At 40.8% G+C, this 17,139-nt stretch carries 10 protein-coding genes, 1 tRNA gene and 1 rRNA gene; 4 read left to right on the plus strand and 8 right to left on the minus strand.

The window, feature by feature from the left end; genetic code table 11:
• Together D1164_RS16605 and D1164_RS16610 are read right to left on the minus strand one after the other, a co-directional pair.
• A 16S ribosomal RNA gene (locus D1164_RS16605) occupies positions 1-66 on the minus strand; the annotation flags it as partial.
• 526 nt (positions 67-592) lie between these two features.
• Positions 593-1,069 carry a GNAT family N-acetyltransferase gene (locus tag D1164_RS16610; RefSeq protein WP_172594492.1) on the minus strand — a complete coding sequence of 159 codons (477 nt, stop codon included), beginning with the start codon at positions 1,067-1,069 and terminating at the stop codon, positions 593-595.
• Between the two features lie 116 nt (positions 1,070-1,185).
• Between D1164_RS16610 and D1164_RS16615 the strand changes: the two genes are divergently transcribed.
• From D1164_RS16615 to D1164_RS16625, 3 genes are all read left to right on the plus strand, one after another.
• Positions 1,186-1,917 (plus strand): polyprenol monophosphomannose synthase, encoded by a 732-nt coding sequence (locus D1164_RS16615; RefSeq protein ID WP_119351023.1) that lies wholly within the window; start codon positions 1,186-1,188, stop codon positions 1,915-1,917.
• Positions 1,918-2,016: 99 nt separating this feature from the next.
• Positions 2,017-3,363, plus strand: a complete 1,347-nt coding sequence (locus tag D1164_RS16620; RefSeq protein WP_119351024.1) for a dihydroorotase — start codon at positions 2,017-2,019, stop codon at positions 3,361-3,363.
• A gap of 251 nt (positions 3,364-3,614) precedes the next feature.
• Positions 3,615-4,115: a hypothetical protein gene (locus tag D1164_RS16625; RefSeq protein ID WP_119351025.1), complete on the plus strand. Its 501-nt coding sequence runs from the start codon at positions 3,615-3,617 to the stop codon at positions 4,113-4,115.
• A 1,072-nt stretch (positions 4,116-5,187) separates the two neighbouring features.
• Here the strand turns inward: D1164_RS16625 and D1164_RS16630 are convergent.
• Positions 5,188-6,123, minus strand: coding sequence for an ATPase (locus tag D1164_RS16630; RefSeq protein WP_119351026.1), 936 nt, complete (start codon positions 6,121-6,123; stop codon positions 5,188-5,190).
• Between the two features lie 33 nt (positions 6,124-6,156).
• Here D1164_RS16630 and D1164_RS16635 point away from each other — a divergent pair.
• Positions 6,157-6,229: transfer RNA gene (locus D1164_RS16635), tRNA-Gln, on the plus strand.
• Between the two features lie 351 nt (positions 6,230-6,580).
• Here D1164_RS16635 and D1164_RS16640 read toward each other — a convergent pair.
• The 5 genes from D1164_RS16640 to D1164_RS16660 all read right to left on the minus strand — a co-directional run bounded on the left by D1164_RS16640 (position 6,581) and on the right by D1164_RS16660 (position 17,004).
• Positions 6,581-8,014, minus strand: coding sequence for a sialate O-acetylesterase (locus tag D1164_RS16640; RefSeq protein ID WP_147372207.1), 1,434 nt, complete (start codon positions 8,012-8,014; stop codon positions 6,581-6,583).
• 20 nt (positions 8,015-8,034) lie between these two features.
• Positions 8,035-10,080, minus strand: coding sequence for a hypothetical protein (locus D1164_RS16645; protein ID WP_147372208.1), 2,046 nt, complete (start codon positions 10,078-10,080; stop codon positions 8,035-8,037).
• Between the two features lie 34 nt (positions 10,081-10,114).
• A complete protein-coding gene (locus tag D1164_RS16650; protein ID WP_119351109.1) occupies positions 10,115-11,872 on the minus strand; it encodes an FAD-dependent oxidoreductase in 1,758 nt (585 codons plus the stop codon).
• Positions 11,873-11,965: 93 nt separating this feature from the next.
• A complete protein-coding gene (locus D1164_RS16655; protein ID WP_172594493.1) occupies positions 11,966-13,615 on the minus strand; it encodes a RagB/SusD family nutrient uptake outer membrane protein in 1,650 nt (549 codons plus the stop codon).
• Positions 13,616-13,674: 59 nt separating this feature from the next.
• Positions 13,675-17,004: a SusC/RagA family TonB-linked outer membrane protein gene (locus D1164_RS16660; protein ID WP_172594494.1), complete on the minus strand. Its 3,330-nt coding sequence runs from the start codon at positions 17,002-17,004 to the stop codon at positions 13,675-13,677.
• Positions 17,005-17,139 lie beyond the last annotated feature (135 nt).

A 17,139-nucleotide genomic window follows, 5' to 3' on the forward strand; every position in this document is an offset into this window, starting at 1 on the left:
CTCGGCTTGCATGTGTTAAGCCTCCCGCTAGCGTTCATCCTGAGCCAGGATCAAACTCTCCGTTGTAATTATAAAAAGTTTAAAATCTCTTTCGCTCAGATATGATTCTCTCAGAAATCAACAAAGTTGGTACACCTTGCTTTTTTTTAATGCTTTATTTCAAAATTTTAAAGAACTCTTCTTTTTGTATCTTTCCATAAAAAATCAGCACCTCATCTTAAATGCTGACCCTTCATCTTTTTCCTAATTTTACCGGCAGCCTCTAACCCATTCTCCTCTCTCTCTTGCATCCCTGCCGGAACTGTTCCCTTTATTTCGGGGCGGCAAAGGTAATAACTCTTTTTCTTTAACCAAATAATTTTTCGGTTTTTTTTATCCCGGCTCAAACTTTTTTTTAATCCCTAAAAATCTTTCGCCTTCCAACTGCCAAACCTATCCTTCTCCCCTCAATCCTTACAATGAACATCGCTCTCAAAGCGGCTGCAAATGTATAAGCCTTTTTAATTCCTGCAAACTTTTTTTAACCCTTTTTTTACCTTTCGCCCCAAAAATTATTCAACACCCTGAATACCAAATACTATCTTTTTTGAAATTAAGTTAACATACGCTTCTCCCAGAAATAATTGCGTGGGACACATTCATTGAATCCTGCCTTCAGGTAAAGATTCTGTGCATTGTAATTGTCGTGTCGCACTTCAAGGTTTATCCGGCAGTACCCCTTTTGAGTCGCATATCTTTCAATTTCTTTTAAAAGAAAAAGCCCGACACCCTGCTTGCGAAAATCCGGAGAAACAATAAAATCATGGATATTAATAAGTGGTTTGGCCTGCCAGGTAGAAAAATTGAGGTTACAGTTGGCCAGCGCAGCAAACTCATCTTCCACACAGGCAAAAAAACCAAGGTAGACCGGATGCTCTTTTAATCCGTCAATAATTTGCGGCCCCAGTTCTTTGGGCATCGGCTTTCCTGTACCTATATCATCTTCCATATAATCGTTCAATAACTTCAGCAGGTTACTGCAGTGTACTTCATTATTCAAATCGACCTTAATAAACTCTTTCTGCTTCATTTTAAGGATGGTTTTATTCATTTTAATTTCAATAATAAAAAAAATATTAAAGGTAGAGATGAATAAAAATTGTAATCAAAAGTGTATTTTCGTTTTTTTAATAAAAATGAAACAACGTGTCGAAGAATCTGGTTATCATTCCTACGTACAATGAAAAGGAAAATGTGGAGAAAATGATCCGCAAAGTCTTTTCACTGAAAACGCCATTCCACTTATTAATAGTTGAAGACAATTCGCCTGACGGAACAGCCGCGATTGTAAAAAGATTGCAGGAGGAGTTCCCGGAACAACTACATATTTTGGAACGGAAAGGGAAACTGGGGCTCGGAACCGCATACATTGCCGGGTTTAAATGGGCGCTGGAAAATGGTTATGAATACATTTGCGAAATGGATTGCGATTTTTCACACAATCCGGATGACCTGGAACGTTTGCACCAAGCGGTTAATAACGGTGCCGACGTAGCCATCGGCTCTCGTTATATTTCAGGAATTAACGTCATTAACTGGCCACTAGGGCGCGTGCTGATGTCGTACTTCGCGTCGATGTATGTACGAATTGTTACCGGCATGAAAATAATGGACACCACTGCCGGATTTAAATGCTACCGGCGCAAAGTACTCGAAACCATCGACTTTGAAAAAATAAAACTCATCGGTTACGGATTTCAGATTGAAATGAAATTTACCGCCTGGAAGTTTGGATTTAATATTGAAGAAGTACCGATTGTATTTACCGACCGCAAAGAAGGAACTTCGAAAATGAGCGGTGGAATTTTTAATGAAGCGCTTTGGGGGGTAATGAAAATGAAAATCAGAAGTTGGTTCAGGAATTACAACCGGCAATAATCCATTGAAGTAATTCGTTGCAAAAAACAGCAGCAACAATTTGCAGGTACGACTTTATACGGGGAAAGAAATAATATACCATAATTAAAAGGGAAGAATATGAAAAGGCTTATTAAAGACGCTACTATAATCAACGAAGGATTGAAATTCAAGGGAAGTGTTTTAATCAGTCAGGATAAAATTGAGAATATTTTCCCACACAAGATTCCCGAAAATCTTGATTTGAATGGACTTGAAATTGTGGATGCTTCCGGTCTCTTTCTTATTCCCGGAGTTATCGACGATCAGGTGCACTTTCGCGAACCGGGCCTCACCTACAAGGGTGAAATTGCCACCGAAAGCCGGGCTGCTGTGGCAGGTGGTGTAACTACATTTATGGAAATGCCCAACACCAAACCGCAAACAGTAACCCAGGAATTACTCCAGGAAAAATACCAGCGGGCAGCCAGGGTTTCGCCTGCCAATTTCTCATTTTACATGGGCGCCACCAATGACAACCTGGATGAAGTGTTGAAAACCGATCCTTCAAAAGTATGCGGCATCAAAATTTTTATGGGCTCTTCAACCGGCAACATGTTGGTCGATGACGAAGAAACACTTTCTGAAATTTTCAAAAACGCCCCCACATTGATTGCAACCCATTGTGAAGACGAAAAAACCATTCAGGAAAATACCAAAATTGCCCGGGAAAGGTACGGAGAGAATGTACCGGTTTCAAGGCACTGCCACATCCGGAGTGTTGAAGCATGCTACAAATCATCCTCAAAAGCAGTGGAGCTGGCTTCGAAATACAACACCCGGCTGCACGTTCTCCATCTTTCGTCAGGAAAAGAGATGGAGTTGTTCTCTCCGGGAAAAGTAAAAGACAAACATATTACTGCGGAGGTTTGTGTACACCACTTATGGTTCGATGATCGCGATTATATTACAAAAGGAAACCTTATAAAATGGAACCCGGCTGTAAAAACGATGAAAGACAAAGAAGCCCTTTGGGAAGCATTGCTTTCAGATAAAATTGACGTGATTGCCACCGACCACGCCCCGCATACATTGGAAGAAAAAAACAATACCTATTTCAACGCGCCGTCGGGTGGACCACTGGTACAGCACTCGCTGGTTGCCATGCTCGAAATGAGCCGAAAAGGTGTTATTTCGGTGGAAAAAGTCGTTCAGAAAATGTGCCACGCACCTGCTGACCTGTTTCGTATCGATCGCCGGGGTTATATCCGCGAAGGATATTATGCCGACCTTGTTCTGATAGACCCGAACCGAAGTTGGGTTGTTTCACCTGAAAACATACTCTACAAATGCGGATGGTCGCCATTTGAAGGAGAGGAATTCTCCCATCGTGTGGTCTCTACTTTTGTGAACGGGGAATTGGCTTATGACGGTGAAAAAATTGTATCTGATGTGAAAGGGAAACAAGCTGAATTCATCTTGGATTAACTTATTGTGCCATTATTTTTTTTTGAAACCGTTATCCCCTCCTGACTCTACATCCGCCTATTTAAACGAGCCAGGCAGTCCAAAACATATACTCATCATACCAGCATAAGATGCCTGTTAGTTTTGTTGCATTACAATGATAATAAATGAGCTTACAGAAAACGACAGCACTGCATAACATGATTTAAAATCTATCCTTTAATCTCACTATTAATTCATAAATTGCACTTCTATTTAGTCTGAAAGGTGTGATGGACAAGCTACATTGGACAAAAGATATTTTTGGGTCGAAACTGGAACTCAGAGAAGACGGGAATCTTATTGGCAATATACGATGGGAAAATATGTTGAGTTCCAGAGCGCAGGCTATGATTAACGGAAAACTATTTGTTCTGAACCGTGAATTTTTTCTGTCTAAACTCGAAATTTACGATGCCAACGACCAGTCGTTGCTCGGTATGGTAATGATCAACCTTTTCAACCCCCGCAGCGATGTGGTGATTAACGGGAAATGTTTTGGGCTTGAAATCCAAAATTTCTGGCAGTCACGCTGGTCCTGGAAATTTAATGGTACTGAAATTATCACTTACACTTCCAATGAATTCATTACCAAAGAAAAAGGGGAGATAGAACTATTCACGACCCTGAACGATGACACAGAAATACTTATCCTGCTTGGACTGTTTGTGCGCAACCAGTTTGTGCTTCTCATGTTACTTCTGCTTTTTATCGCCATTCTAATCATTGTATAAATCTATAAAAGAAAAGGCTGTCCTTTGACAGCCTTTTTATTCCCGACAAAGTCGGGAAAACCTAAACCAACTAAACCTAATAAACCATAAACTTACCATTCCGGCAAGTTTGATGATTATCTTAAATATCTTTCTTTCTTAATCAGCGCGCAAGTTACTATTTTTATTTTATTGCTTTCCGTATTTTTCTACGAAACAAAGATATTAATATTTTCTTCAGATAAAATAAGTTGAAAACCGGCAGGTTACGATTTACCCACTGAATCCTTCTTCAACACTTTTCAGGTGACCAAGGCTCACCCGAAAAATCCGGTGGAGTAATCTGTTTTCAGATACATTTCTCATCAATATTTTTATGCCTTATCAGGCCGATTTTACTCTTTGGTTTAGCCCAAAGAGTAAACAGAAAACCCAAGGCTGCGTTCGCTTCACTCGGAAAAACTACGTGTTGCCGGCTAAAATTACTGAAACTCGTCGTACCTCCTCAAACAGCAGTAATTTTTTAACGCCGTCTTCACTTGTTTTCCGGCTCACCGACCGAGGCCATCGCTCCGATGTGTTAGCCATAAATGTTTATATGTGAACCGGCCTATTCTATCAATTCCTGACTTTGATTTATAAGTGAGCTATACCTGATGCGGGCTATGTCAAAATTCCGTCAGTCGGGCTAATTCGCCAGATTGAAAAAACGCAAAGGTTAATTTTGACATGATGCTCGGAAATGCCTTCCTCGTGCTTCGTTTTTCTCATCCAAAGGAGAAAAATGAAGTGGGGATTGGGGCAAAGCCCCAAACAAGTGGATAACCAGTCTGTTACTATGAATAGGGTTTTGCAGGTAAAGTTTCTTGCATTGAACTCACATTGTTTCGTGAGATCTGATCACACCTTCAAAGTTAGTTTTGGGAGAATTTTAAGGTAGAAAAAAAGTTAAATGAATATTGAAGGTTAAGCGTGATTACTTTTTTACTCCACCGGATTTTCAAAGTGACCCGTGACCAGAGCACCATTGAGTAAACCTTATATAAACAGCGGAAACTCATTTTTTGAGGTCACTATATTTTACTGAGATTGTCTATCCGTTGGGAAATTGTAAATGGTAATCCACTAGCTTTTCCAATGGTTCTTTTAACACAATTCCCGGGCTCAGATTCCTTTTCAAGAGTACCTTTTTTAGTTGTTCCTGAAAATGAAAAGCTACTGAACCGACAAAACAAATGGGTTGACTACGGGCAGTTGAATACTGTTCCACATTCCGGGAAATAAAAGCATCAAAAGCATTTTCCACCAACTTCGCGCAAAATTCGTCTCCGATGTTTTCTGCTAAAAAGGGGACAAATCCGGCCAGAAACCGGTTGGGATTTTGATGATGATACACCCGGTTTAAAAATTCGGGATACTCTAATGGATACTTCTGAAAAAATTCTTCCCTGAGAGGCTGCGGCATTATCTTTTTCAGATAACTGGCAACCAACTGTTTCCCTAAATCAGCACCACTGCCTTCGTCGCCCAGAACAAATCCCAAAGGAGGTACGTGTGCCGTAATTTTTGCTCCATCGTACTGACACGAGTTAGAACCTGTTCCCAAAATACAGGCAATGCCGCTCTTATTTCCCAAAGTGGCTCGGGCGGCAGCCAGCAAATCGCCTTGCACCTCTGCTTTGGCCTCCGGGAAAAATATTTCCAGCGCTTTTTTGATACCTTGCGCTTTATCTTCGTTTATGATACCAGCTCCGTAAAAAAATATCCTGTCAACCTTGCCTGAAAGCCGGGCTACCGGACTTTGTTTCCACTCCTTTATCAAATCATCTGTGGTACTAAAAAACGGGTTAATCCCCCCGGTAGAAAACCGTTCCGTTGAGCTCCCTTTCCCGGAGAAACACCAACTCGTTTTGGTTGCACCGCCATCCGCTACAAGTATTCCCGCTAAATGATAAAATTTCGATTCTTCTATTGCCATTTTAGATTGCTTTATCAAAAGTAAAAACTGCTTATCGAATATCCGGTACATTCATTAAAATTTTTTATACTTTTGCAGCGAAATTGTCCTGTGGTGTAATTGGCAACACGTCTGACTCTGGATCAGAAGAGTCCAGGTTCGAGCCCTGGCAGGACAACAAAAGGGACAAATCTGTTTTTAGGATTTGCCCCTTTCTTTTTTGAATGGCACCCTGTTCGGCCTAATTCAGAACATATTTTCAATTGTACACTTTCAATTTTATATTCTTTCCGCGTGAAAAAATCAAGCCAGTAGGGAATAGTGAGTGTTACGAAATAAACAGTCTTCTCTGGTCAGCAATACAGTAATTGTCGGTTGACATTTTTTTATAGCAATTAGATTATAATACTCCATGATACAGAAAAAATGCATTACAAATGAGAAACAGATCACCCCTATGATACCAACAAAAACAAGCTGCTACACTGATAAAAAATCCTCATTTCATGATTATTATACATATTATGGTTCACTTCCATTCATCTGTCCTGAAAGATGATGCTGGAAGTCCGGCATTATTATATAAAGTTCCTTCAACATAATTATCCCAGCAATAACGAACGGAAACAGGCTTTTTTACTTTTGGAGACCAAACTTCAACGGTTGAATCTTTTACAGCGGCTTGGGCAGGGTAAAACGTTTTATCATCTTCTGAAATTTCAAAGTGCCTCAGTTCTTTCCCAAAACTGGTTAAACCAAACTTTGCATAATCAAAAGCAAGAATCGCTCTATTTTCATCTACCTTCATGGACTTATAAACCGGCCCACTATATGAAATCCCTTCTGTATTATAGGTTTTAGCCAATGCCCAATATGCCAGCCTTTTGCCTACAATAATCTTCTCGGGAGGGTGATTACTGAGTGAATCCCCTACATCCATGGTAACGGCCATCCCCGTATTCGGCACTGTAAGCATTGTTTTCAACTGGGCTTCACGTAAAAATGCAGATTGGGTATTTTCGTCAAACCTAAAACTATAAGGTGCATTCTGAACGAAATAAAATGGAAATTCCCCCTGGTTCCAACTCCTTCTCCAGTTTTTTATCATCGCAGGGAATAGCCGGGAGTATTGTTCCGGACGCTTCCGGTTAGACGTTCCCTGGTACCAGATGACTCCCCGAATCGTATAGTTTAAAAGAGGATGAATCATCCCATTGAAAAGAACCGAAGGCGAACTTGAAGTTAACCCATCCGTTTTAAAACCAGTGGCATTCAACGTCCCAAATTCGGATAAAAGAGTTGCTTCGCTTGTCCATGCTTCTGCCGGCGTACCTCCCCAGCTAGTGTTAATTAATCCAATGGGAATGTCAAGTACCTCTTCCAGGTATTTCCCAAAAGAATAAGCCACTGCACTGAATCCGGCGGCCTCTTTGGGTTCTGAAACAACCCATTTTCCACTGCAATTATCTTCTGGTGTTGTACTAACCTTTTTGCCCACAGTAAATAACCGTATGTTATTATTACGGGAATGAGCAATAAAATCATTGCTTCCCATTACCGGCATTGAAATATAACCCTGAAGTGGCATCTCCATATTCGACTGGCCACTACATACCCAAACTTCTCCAATCAGGATATTTTCAAGGGCATATGTTGTATCGGCTTTTATCATAATTTCATAAGGGCCACCTGCCGAAGGTGTTGTAAAATCGGTTCTCCATTTACCTGAAACATCTGCCACGCAAAACTTATTTTCTCCGTTCCATCCTAATCTTACATGAACTGTGTCTTCAGGTTCTGCCCACCCCCAGAAGTTACATGAACTTTGCTGTTGAAGCACCATATTGTTATTGATAACAGCAGGTAGTTTTAAACCGGCGGAAATGGCCAACAGCGACGGACCAAATAAAAACAACAGGAATATAATACTTACGCTCCCCTTTCTATGAATTATCTTTCTCACAAAATCTACTTTTTTGCATTTTACACTTTGTTCAGTTTTAACACCACCGGATTCATTACTGACACCTTCGCCTCTATTCTAAAATCCTGATTGTGTTTTGCTGTTTTCACTGTTTCCCAAATACCTTCATTATTCAGTAACTGCACCTTTGCGCCCTGCCATTCCGGGGCAACTGCCAGTGTAAAGCGGTCAAATGTATCGGAATTTAATCCGGTAACTACTACTACTGAATAATCTTTGGTTTTTGAATGGCTGAATATGCAAAATGCATTTGGCACATCTTTTACATAAACAGGAAGCGGCTCTTTTCCCAGCCATTCTATCATTGAGCGAATGAGTTCTTTTTTGGAATAATTGAATAAGGATATAGAACGGGTATTAATATAACCGTCGTCGAGACTATAAGCCATAACCGCAACCCTTCCTCCAAGTTTGTTCTCAAAACGTGTCATTGCCGGATAAAAAGGTTCGTTTCTGGAATTCAAAAATTCGGTGACCACCTCAGCACCAGCCAAAGGTTTCATCTGATAAAAGCAATCCTTATTCCTTTTATTAAAAGCCCACGCGTAGTTATACATTAACCGGTTTTTGATATTCGGAAACTGCTCCGGATTAACAACGCCTTCATAAAAAGGAGGGAGTAGCGTATCCTCCCTTGATGATATTTCTGCCCCAATCAGGTTACTGTATCCTTTTTGACACAACAGACGTGCAGCATCCCCATCCAGAAAAACACTCCCACTCAATAATTTTACGATTTCGTCGTGATCCATTTGCTCTACAATATTGCCGGAAAGCAGTTTCACCTTGCCACCTTTTGAAGTATATGGGATTCCGTGACGACCGGCTATATTTATCCAGTTAAAAGAAGTGCCCGGTTTTCTGAATATTTCGCAACCACCCACAGTGCAATCCCGGACAGCTAATTTAAGTGCGGCAAAACGTTCAGACTCTTTCAGGAACATTTCCCTGTACCCTTTTTCTTCCAGAGGATTTTCAAGATACTGATTGGTATAAAACAAAGAATCATCCAGTCCGTATGCAAATGCAGCTGTCATGAAAGTCTTCAATTTTGAGCTGGACATAAAGAACCGTGTGTGCGGGAAAGAATCTGACTCGTGCAGTAATTCAAAATTTTCCGGTAAATGTTGCCTCTGATACAAAGGATTGAAAATGAAACGGGGAAGACTTAATGGTTCGTCAGACATATAACTTGAACCATAAACACGAACCATCGGACGGGTATTGCCTGCAAAAGCTTTGGCAACAGCCTCTGTAAAATTACCATCATGTTCGCTTGCCCCGCTTTGGCAAAGGCATAAACGGGTTTCAGGAGCAATTTTGTCAACTTTTTCTCTTACTGATTTTGCCAGGCCGGCAAGTGAATCCCTGCTCAACTTCCCCCATGCTTTTTTCAACCTGGATCCTTCGGCAGTTTTACTGTTAAAAATAGTTTGCAACTCTTCCCGTGAATAATACCGGCCTTCTCTTTCTGAAAATTCTTTCAGATGCAACGGGCAAAAGCACCCTCCATTCAGGTGATAATCATCCTCAAAATTAATCATAAACGGATGTGCAATCTTTACCACCGTAGCAACATATTCGCTAAAAGTATCTTTATAATCTGCATCAAGCGGACAACACGCCTCCTCTGCCACCGTGCCATCCCTCTTAATGATACTTTGAAATTTTCCTTTACCTATCCTGATAGTTGTTGTACACCACCAACCAATCTCTATATCATATTTTTTCAGTTCTTCTTTAAAGTGTACGACCAACTCTCCAAGGCCAACAAATACTTGTTTTTTGGGAAATCCTGTGTAACGATATTCTTTTGAAGGACCTACAATTAAAAACCTTTTCAGCCCATACTTTTCTTTTAGATGAATAATATCTGACTTTATTTTGTCCTCAAACCCAGGGAATATTTGAATAGGAACGATAGGATTTATCAAACTATCATCTTTTTCATCATATTGCGATGAACTAAATGCCGATAGAAACCCTCCGCTGGCCAGCAACGTGGAACTTAGGGCGGTAGATGTTATAAATTCTCTTCTCTTCATTTTTATTCTAATCCAAAGATTAAATATCTCAGTACTATTTTTGTTGGGGAATATCTTCGAGATTCAATATTTGTCCGGCACTTTGCAATTTTTGCTTTAACTCTGCATACGGTATTTCCTGAAGGGAACAATCCTTGTCAATGGCCATACAGGCAGCAATAGCAGCTGACTGCCCCAGTACCATAAATACCGGCTCCATGCGTATGGAACCAAAAGCTATATGCGACGCAGATAAACAAACGGGTACCAATAAGTTGGCACACTCTGTTTCCTTTGGCAAAATCGATTTGTAACTAATCGGATAAGGCTTGCGCAGTCCAATTTGCACATCCCCTTCATTTTTAACATACCCGTTTTCGTCAACATAGCGTTGTGTATGATGCGAATCCATACCATAAGCTCCCATGCCGATACTCTCATTCTCAACTACTTTTCCCTGACAGTGATGCTGTGTCATTACCACATCAGAAATCATACGCCGTGCTTCCCTGATGTACAACTGATCCTGCCAGCCATTTCCTTCAACAAATTCGTCTTTCGTCACCCCCCATCGTGACATTTCGGTTCGAATGTCATCAGGGATACGCGGATGATTTGCCAAAGTCCACATCAATCCCATCTGATACTGAAGGTGCGCATCGACAATATTTTTCCGTTCAGCATACGATGCCTCCGGGTAATCGTAATTGGCCCCGATAAAATCGGTAGAAAATGCACTCTGGTTATTGGTATCTGTTTTACGGTTTGGCATAGGAGAATTTATCCAGGGTAACCGGGAGAAACCAGCCTCATAATTTCTCAATAACAATTCATAGTCGAGTTCATTATATCCTTCCGGTTTTTCAAAAGAAATGCGATTTTCGGGTACATCCGTCAAACACATCCGGAAACAATATGCCTGTATCTTATGGTCCGATTTACCTTCGGTCCCAGGCCCGTTGGACTTAATCATTGGCAATAATCCTGAATCCGGGTTGCCCTGAACGACATAAGGATCAACGGCAGGTTCAAACTGGTGGTGCCTCCAGGCCGGCATACCGCTGTCAGGGATAGATAACTTCGTCCTGATTCCATTCAAAGATTCTTCATAAATATCAAATCCTTCACGGCCAACAGTAAATGAAACACCGGCACCTGCCAGCAAGTCGCCTTCATAGGTTGCATCAATAAAGTATCTGGCTTTTATCCGGGTACCTGATTCCATAACAATCTCTGTTATCTTCTCATCTTTTTTCACGACACCGTCTGAAACGCTGCCAGGAACAGCAACCTTCCAGCCACCTTCTTTTTCGATAGCTTTTCCTTCGCCTTCGCGAATAATCCGCTCGCCGTATAAAACCGGAATATTGTATTTCTGAATCCAGTGTTGGAAAATCGAACGCGCGGCAGAAGGTTCAAAAAACCACATGCTTTCTTCCTCAATATTCGTGGCTCCGGGATGGTATGTCTGGTTTTTAAAATATTCGCTCCTGTTTTGCCAGGTCCAGTTACTGTCGTTCAAATAATATTTGTTTATCTCTTTATAAAACTCAAGAGAAATTCCTCCAATAATCCTTTTATTTCCAAAGTCAGTCCTACCAAGACCGCCGGTCGTAAGCCCTCCCAGTTGCTGTTCGGTTCCGGGTTCAATAATTAGAACACTTTTATTCAATCTGGCAGCCTGAACAGCAGCAGTCACACCAGCTGAAGTTCCACCATAAATCACCAAATCGTACTCCACATTTTCTTTTTGGCATGAAATTATTACCCATGCTAAAAAAATGACAAAAATCTTGGGAAGAAAAATTTTCATAACAGAATATTTTACTTTTAATAAGACGAAGATTAAGGGCACCGACATGCCTCAACAGGTTCATCTCAGGTCGGTGCCCATAAAAAATAAGCTTTACTCGTAATTAGGGTTTTGTTCCAATTTTGAATTCCGGTCGATGGCTGATTGCGGAATAGGCAAATAATAATTCCTATCCGCATAAAACATCCTTTCGCCTCCTGGCGCCGGTATCACCGTATAAGTCAAATTGCCGTCCACCTCTTCAATCCTCATGGCATGAAGCTTTCCATTTAACTTTTCTTCGGCAATCTTCCAGCGAATTAAATCGTACCAGCGTCGTTCTTCGAAAGCAAGTTCAATTCTGCGTTCTCTTCTTATTTCTTCGCGCATCTCTTCCTGCGTTAATCCTTCCGGTAAAGAAGGAAGTTCAGAACGAGTCCTTACCTCATTTATGGCATCATAAACCGAGGCATCGGGACCTGCCGCTTCATTTTGCGCTTCAGCATAGCTCAGAAGGACCTCAGCATACCGAAACAAAATTGAGTTGGCACTGCTTAGCCTGTTATTCCCATTAACGGCATATTCTTCTTTTAACCCTTTCCGGAAAGAATAACCCGTGTTTGTTCCACCTGTTGAGATTCCCAGATCAAGCTCATTGTTACTTTCTACACCAAGCCTTGAGTAGAATACTGCGCCATTCCACATAGACCCATCATAAACAATTGATTGATAGAATCTTTTTTCCCTCCCGGCATATGGATTTTGCGGATCATAACCAGATTCAGGATCCGTTATCGGCAGGCCATTCTCCATTAAATATTCATCCACTATTTCCTGCGTAGGATTTAACATCCCATATGCAGTCTGAGACCCCCCGGAAAAATGGGGACCGGCAAGTCCTTCCGTACTTCTTCCAATATTCGTTCCTCCCACATGCGGTTTGGCCAGAATTGTTTCCTGGTTGAAATTGTTTTCTTCGTAAAACAACGTTTCGTAATTGGGAAATAAATCATACACCCCTAAATCCATAACCTCTTTGTAGGTTGAAGCTGCCAACGTCCATTTCGATTTGTCATTTGCAGGATTATGCAGCGGGCTTGCATTGAACAGCTCACACCAGGCTTTCAGAGTAAGCGCTGCCCCCCGGGTAATTCTGCCATTCTCTTTGGCTACAAGCGGAAGGTCATTTGCAATGGCATCGCACTCTCTGGTAATAAAATCAAATGTTTCTTCTGAGCTATTTCTCGGTCTGAAAATTTCATCCCCCTGTTCACTATAATTGAGAACATCTTCAATAATTGGAACACCGCCATGCCAGGTCCAAAGCAGGGAGTAAAAGTAGGCTCTCAAGAATCTTACTTCTGCTAACCTTAAAGCCTTCCAATCTTCCGGCAAATCGCTGCCTGACAAGTTTTTAATAAGCAAGTTACATTTTCTTATGTTGCTATATTGCCCCCATTGATTTTCCGCATTTTCAGGCGTATAGGCTGCTATTGCATATACATTTCTCGAAGTCGCACCATTTATACCATCCATCGCATCGTCTGACCAGTTTTCCCAGGGGTCAAACCTGTTGACAACGCTTGGTAAAGCAGCATAAATATCATTTATAAATAGTTCTGTCTGGCTGATATCACTCCAAAGAACGCCGTCTGAGATCTTGTCTTTCGGGGTAATTTCCAAATAATCTTCACAAGAAGTAAATCCTACAAAGAGAATCAAAAAGGCTATTATGCTTTTATAATGTATTTTTCGTGTTTTCATATTTCCAATATTTTTATATTTCATCAAATTATCTGAATTCCATTAGATTATAATTCATATCAGAAAGTTAAATTAACACCAACAGAGTAAACCGTTTGCTGAGGATAGTCCCACGATTGTGAGTTGTTCATCTCAGGATCAAAATTGATTACACTTGTCCATGTGTATAAATTTTGCCCGGCAAGGAATATCCTGGCATTTTGCATACCGATCTTATTACAGATAAATGAAGGAACATTGTAACTTAATGTTGCACTTTTCAATCTCAGATAGCTTGTATTTTCAACCCACCATGTTGAAACCTGCTGGTTATTGGTAGTCTGTCCGGCAACCAGACGAGGATACCTTGCATCCGTATTTTCAGGTGTCCAGTTGTCCAGATGCGATACATAAGCTGCCCGGTTTCCCCAAAATGGCCAGGCGCCAGCACCATGCAACCTGAAATTTGCATTACCTGCCCCCTGAAAGTTTAGGGTTAAATTGAATTTTTTGTACCGAACATTTGGTGAAATTCCGTAAATAATTTCCGGGATTCTGGATTTTCCTATTTGTACAATATCATTGTTATCAATTTTTCCGTCTTTACTTACATCTTCATATCTGAGATCTCCGGGTTGAACTGCCCCCCATGGTTGAGTAGCAATTTCCGGTTTTAGATTTCCCTCCGCATCAAAATCATCAGCCGTAAAGTAACCAAGGGCATTGTAACCAAAAATAACGCCCAGAGGTTTTCCTGTCAACCGCCTGTTTGGATTATCGTATGTAGCGGATGTTTCAAAAACTTCAAGTATTTTATTTCGGGCATATGTAAAGGTCCCGTTTAGAGATATTTCAAGGTCATTTGACACTTTATAATTCGAGCCCAGGCTTAAATCGATACCCCTGTTTTCCATAACTCCCTGGTTTACCTGGCTAAGTCCGATTCCGTATTCTCTCGGGACAACAACATTTGGATTTACAAGCATATTGGATCTTTTTTCATAAAAATAATCTGCTTCAAAATGCAGCATTCCTTTCCACAAATTGACTTCCAATCCAATGTCGGTCTTTTTAGCCCGTTCCCATGTAATATTTTTATTGGCTTCTGCACTTTCTCTCACTGCATTTACAGCATTGCCATCAAATGCATGAGCGGGTCCGTATGCATTATAGGCACTTAAGTACTGGAATGCGCTTCCTGCCAAGGCCCCTACTTCACCGTATGATGCCCTCAGCTTAATATTGTTTACCCAATCCAGGTTTTGTTTAATAAAATTCTCTTCAGACAGTCGCCATCCAACTGCTACCGAGGGAAAGAATCCCCATTTTTTACCGGGTGCAAAGTAATAGTGCCCATCATACCTTCCACTTGTTTCAATCAAATACTTGTTGTCGTAATTATAACTCAAGCGATAAACCAGCCCTAATTGTCTGGCCAATGTACTTGACCCTGAATTGGAAATATCAGCAGCTGCGGAACTTCCCATATTCAATTCATCAATTAAAATGCTATAGTTCCTTCTGCCTGCCGCCATATAATGGTATGTATTTTCTTTACCTTCAAAAAGGGCAAGCGCTGATATGTTGTTTTTCCCAAAAGATTGATTATAATTTAAACTCCCCTGCCAGGTGTACTGATCAAATTTCCTGAACCTCTCATTGAGAATAGGTTCTGAAGGCCCCCATATTCCGTCAATATAGGAATAAGGGTCCGTTGAAACATCCAGCGTATGAATGTGCATTACCTTTTGCCATGCTTTTGCAAAAATAAACGTTGGGTCGTACGCGAATGTCCCTTTAAGACTAAGCCCTGGGATAAAGGGAAGTTCCTGTTCCAATGACAATTGCGTATAGATTGCCGTTGTGTTTGTCTTCTTTTCTCCACTGGCATAAACAGCCGGAGTAATATACGTTCCATAAAGGCCATTATTAAAAAAAAGCGGCATATCCGGATGAGCATAGGAAAGCAACTGCATAATCCATTCCGGTCCCTGATTTACCATTTCACCAACAGCTGGTTCAATATGTTTTTGTATCCTTCCGTTCACATTAAACGAAACTTTAGTGGTGTTGGTAACGTTGGCATCCAAATTCATGATTAAAGAGTACCGGTTTTCGTAATCAGTCTCCCACATCCCATTTTGGCGTTGAAAACCAAGGCTTGCATAATATTTTACCTTTTCATTTCCACCAAAGACTTCAATATTATGATTTGTAATGGGCGTATTTTTTTCAATGATTGTCCCTAAAACATCCCAATTCGGATAACGTTCCGGATCATCGCCACTCAAATGTAGTTGCAGCCTTTCATCTGTCCATGGTATGGGTTGACCGGCATTTGTTGCGATTCGATTTCTCAACTGAGCATATTGTTCCAGATTTACAAAATCAGGTAAAAAGGTGGGATTCTGGATACCATAATAACCATTGTATTTTATTGTCGGTTCCCCACTTGATCCCCTTTTTGTAGTTACCAAAACAACCCCGTTGGCTCCTGCAACTCCATATGGAGCGACTGCTGCAGCATCTTTCAAAATCGTAATATTTTCAATGCTATTCGGATCCAGTTCATCAAAACTTCTGGGAATCCCATCAACAATTACTAATGGGCTACTTGAACCTGTTGTAGCAATACCCCGGATATAAATATTAGAGCCATCAGAACCAGGCTGACCGGAAACCTGTCTTACAATAACACCTGATAACTTCCCCCCCAGGCTGTTGGTGAGGTTACTGACAGGTTCTGATGCAATTTCTTCTGCTTTCAATGAAGAGACCGACGCCGTCACGGATGTTTTCTTTTGTACGCCGTAGGCAACGGCTACAACTTCGTCAATTCCGATGGTTTCATCCTGCATCTCCACATCAATCCTTTTTTTATCGCCGACAACTACTTCCTGCATCCTCATCCCCACAAAAGAGAACACCAGCGTGGCATTTTCCGGAATGTTTGGCAACGAATACCCACCATTGGCATCGGTAACTGTTCCCTGGGTAGTTCCTTTAACTACAATGGCAACGCCGGGCAGGGGTTGATTACTACTATCAGTCACTTTCCCTTCAACCAATATGGGTTGTTGGCTGTCGGCTCCCAAATTAAGTCGTTCATCTCTGAAAGAAAGAAGAATTTGTCGTCCATTAATTTTATACTGGATTTCGGTATCTCTCAATATTTCCTCCAGTACTTCTGAAATCAATTCTCTTTCTAAATTGACGTTTATTTTCTTGTCCACATCAATCATTGCAGAACTGTACATGAAACGAAAATCTGTTTCTTTTTCAATGGATCTAAAAACTTCTTTTAAAGGAGCATCTTTAAAGCTCAAAGAAATTTTTGTCTCCTGAGAATAGGTCTCTATTCCCAAAGTGTGGAGGAAAGTAAACAACGTTAGAAAGACAGTTAGTCTCATAATCAATAAAAATTTTTGTACAAAGTACACATTTCCCACCCATTGGACGGGGTGAACAGTTTTTTTCATACTTTTGCTTTTAATAGTTAGAAATTACTCTTTTATAAAGAGTTTTTTTAAAATTTGACAGGCAGG

Source organism: Mariniphaga sediminis (genome assembly GCF_003573545.1).
GTDB classification, from domain to species: Bacteria; Bacteroidota; Bacteroidia; order Bacteroidales; family Prolixibacteraceae; genus Mariniphaga; species Mariniphaga sediminis.

Bases quoted from the DNA above. Each gene is read 5' to 3' on its own strand.
- D1164_RS16610 (WP_172594492.1), bottom strand. From the start codon at position 1,069: ATGAAGCAGAAAGAGTTTATTAAGGTCGATTTGAATAATGAAGTACAC.
- D1164_RS16620 (WP_119351024.1), top strand. From the start codon at position 2,017: ATGAAAAGGCTTATTAAAGACGCTACTATAATCAACGAAGGATTGAAA.
- D1164_RS16625 (WP_119351025.1), top strand. From the start codon at position 3,615: ATGGACAAGCTACATTGGACAAAAGATATTTTTGGGTCGAAACTGGAA.
- D1164_RS16630 (WP_119351026.1), bottom strand. From the start codon at position 6,123: ATGTACCGGATATTCGATAAGCAGTTTTTACTTTTGATAAAGCAATCT.
- D1164_RS16645 (WP_147372208.1), bottom strand. From the start codon at position 10,080: ATGAAGAGAAGAGAATTTATAACATCTACCGCCCTAAGTTCCACGTTG.
- D1164_RS16650 (WP_119351109.1), bottom strand. From the start codon at position 11,872: ATGAAAATTTTTCTTCCCAAGATTTTTGTCATTTTTTTAGCATGGGTA.
- D1164_RS16655 (WP_172594493.1), bottom strand. From the start codon at position 13,615: ATGAAAACACGAAAAATACATTATAAAAGCATAATAGCCTTTTTGATT.
- D1164_RS16660 (WP_172594494.1), bottom strand. From the start codon at position 17,004: ATGAGACTAACTGTCTTTCTAACGTTGTTTACTTTCCTCCACACTTTG.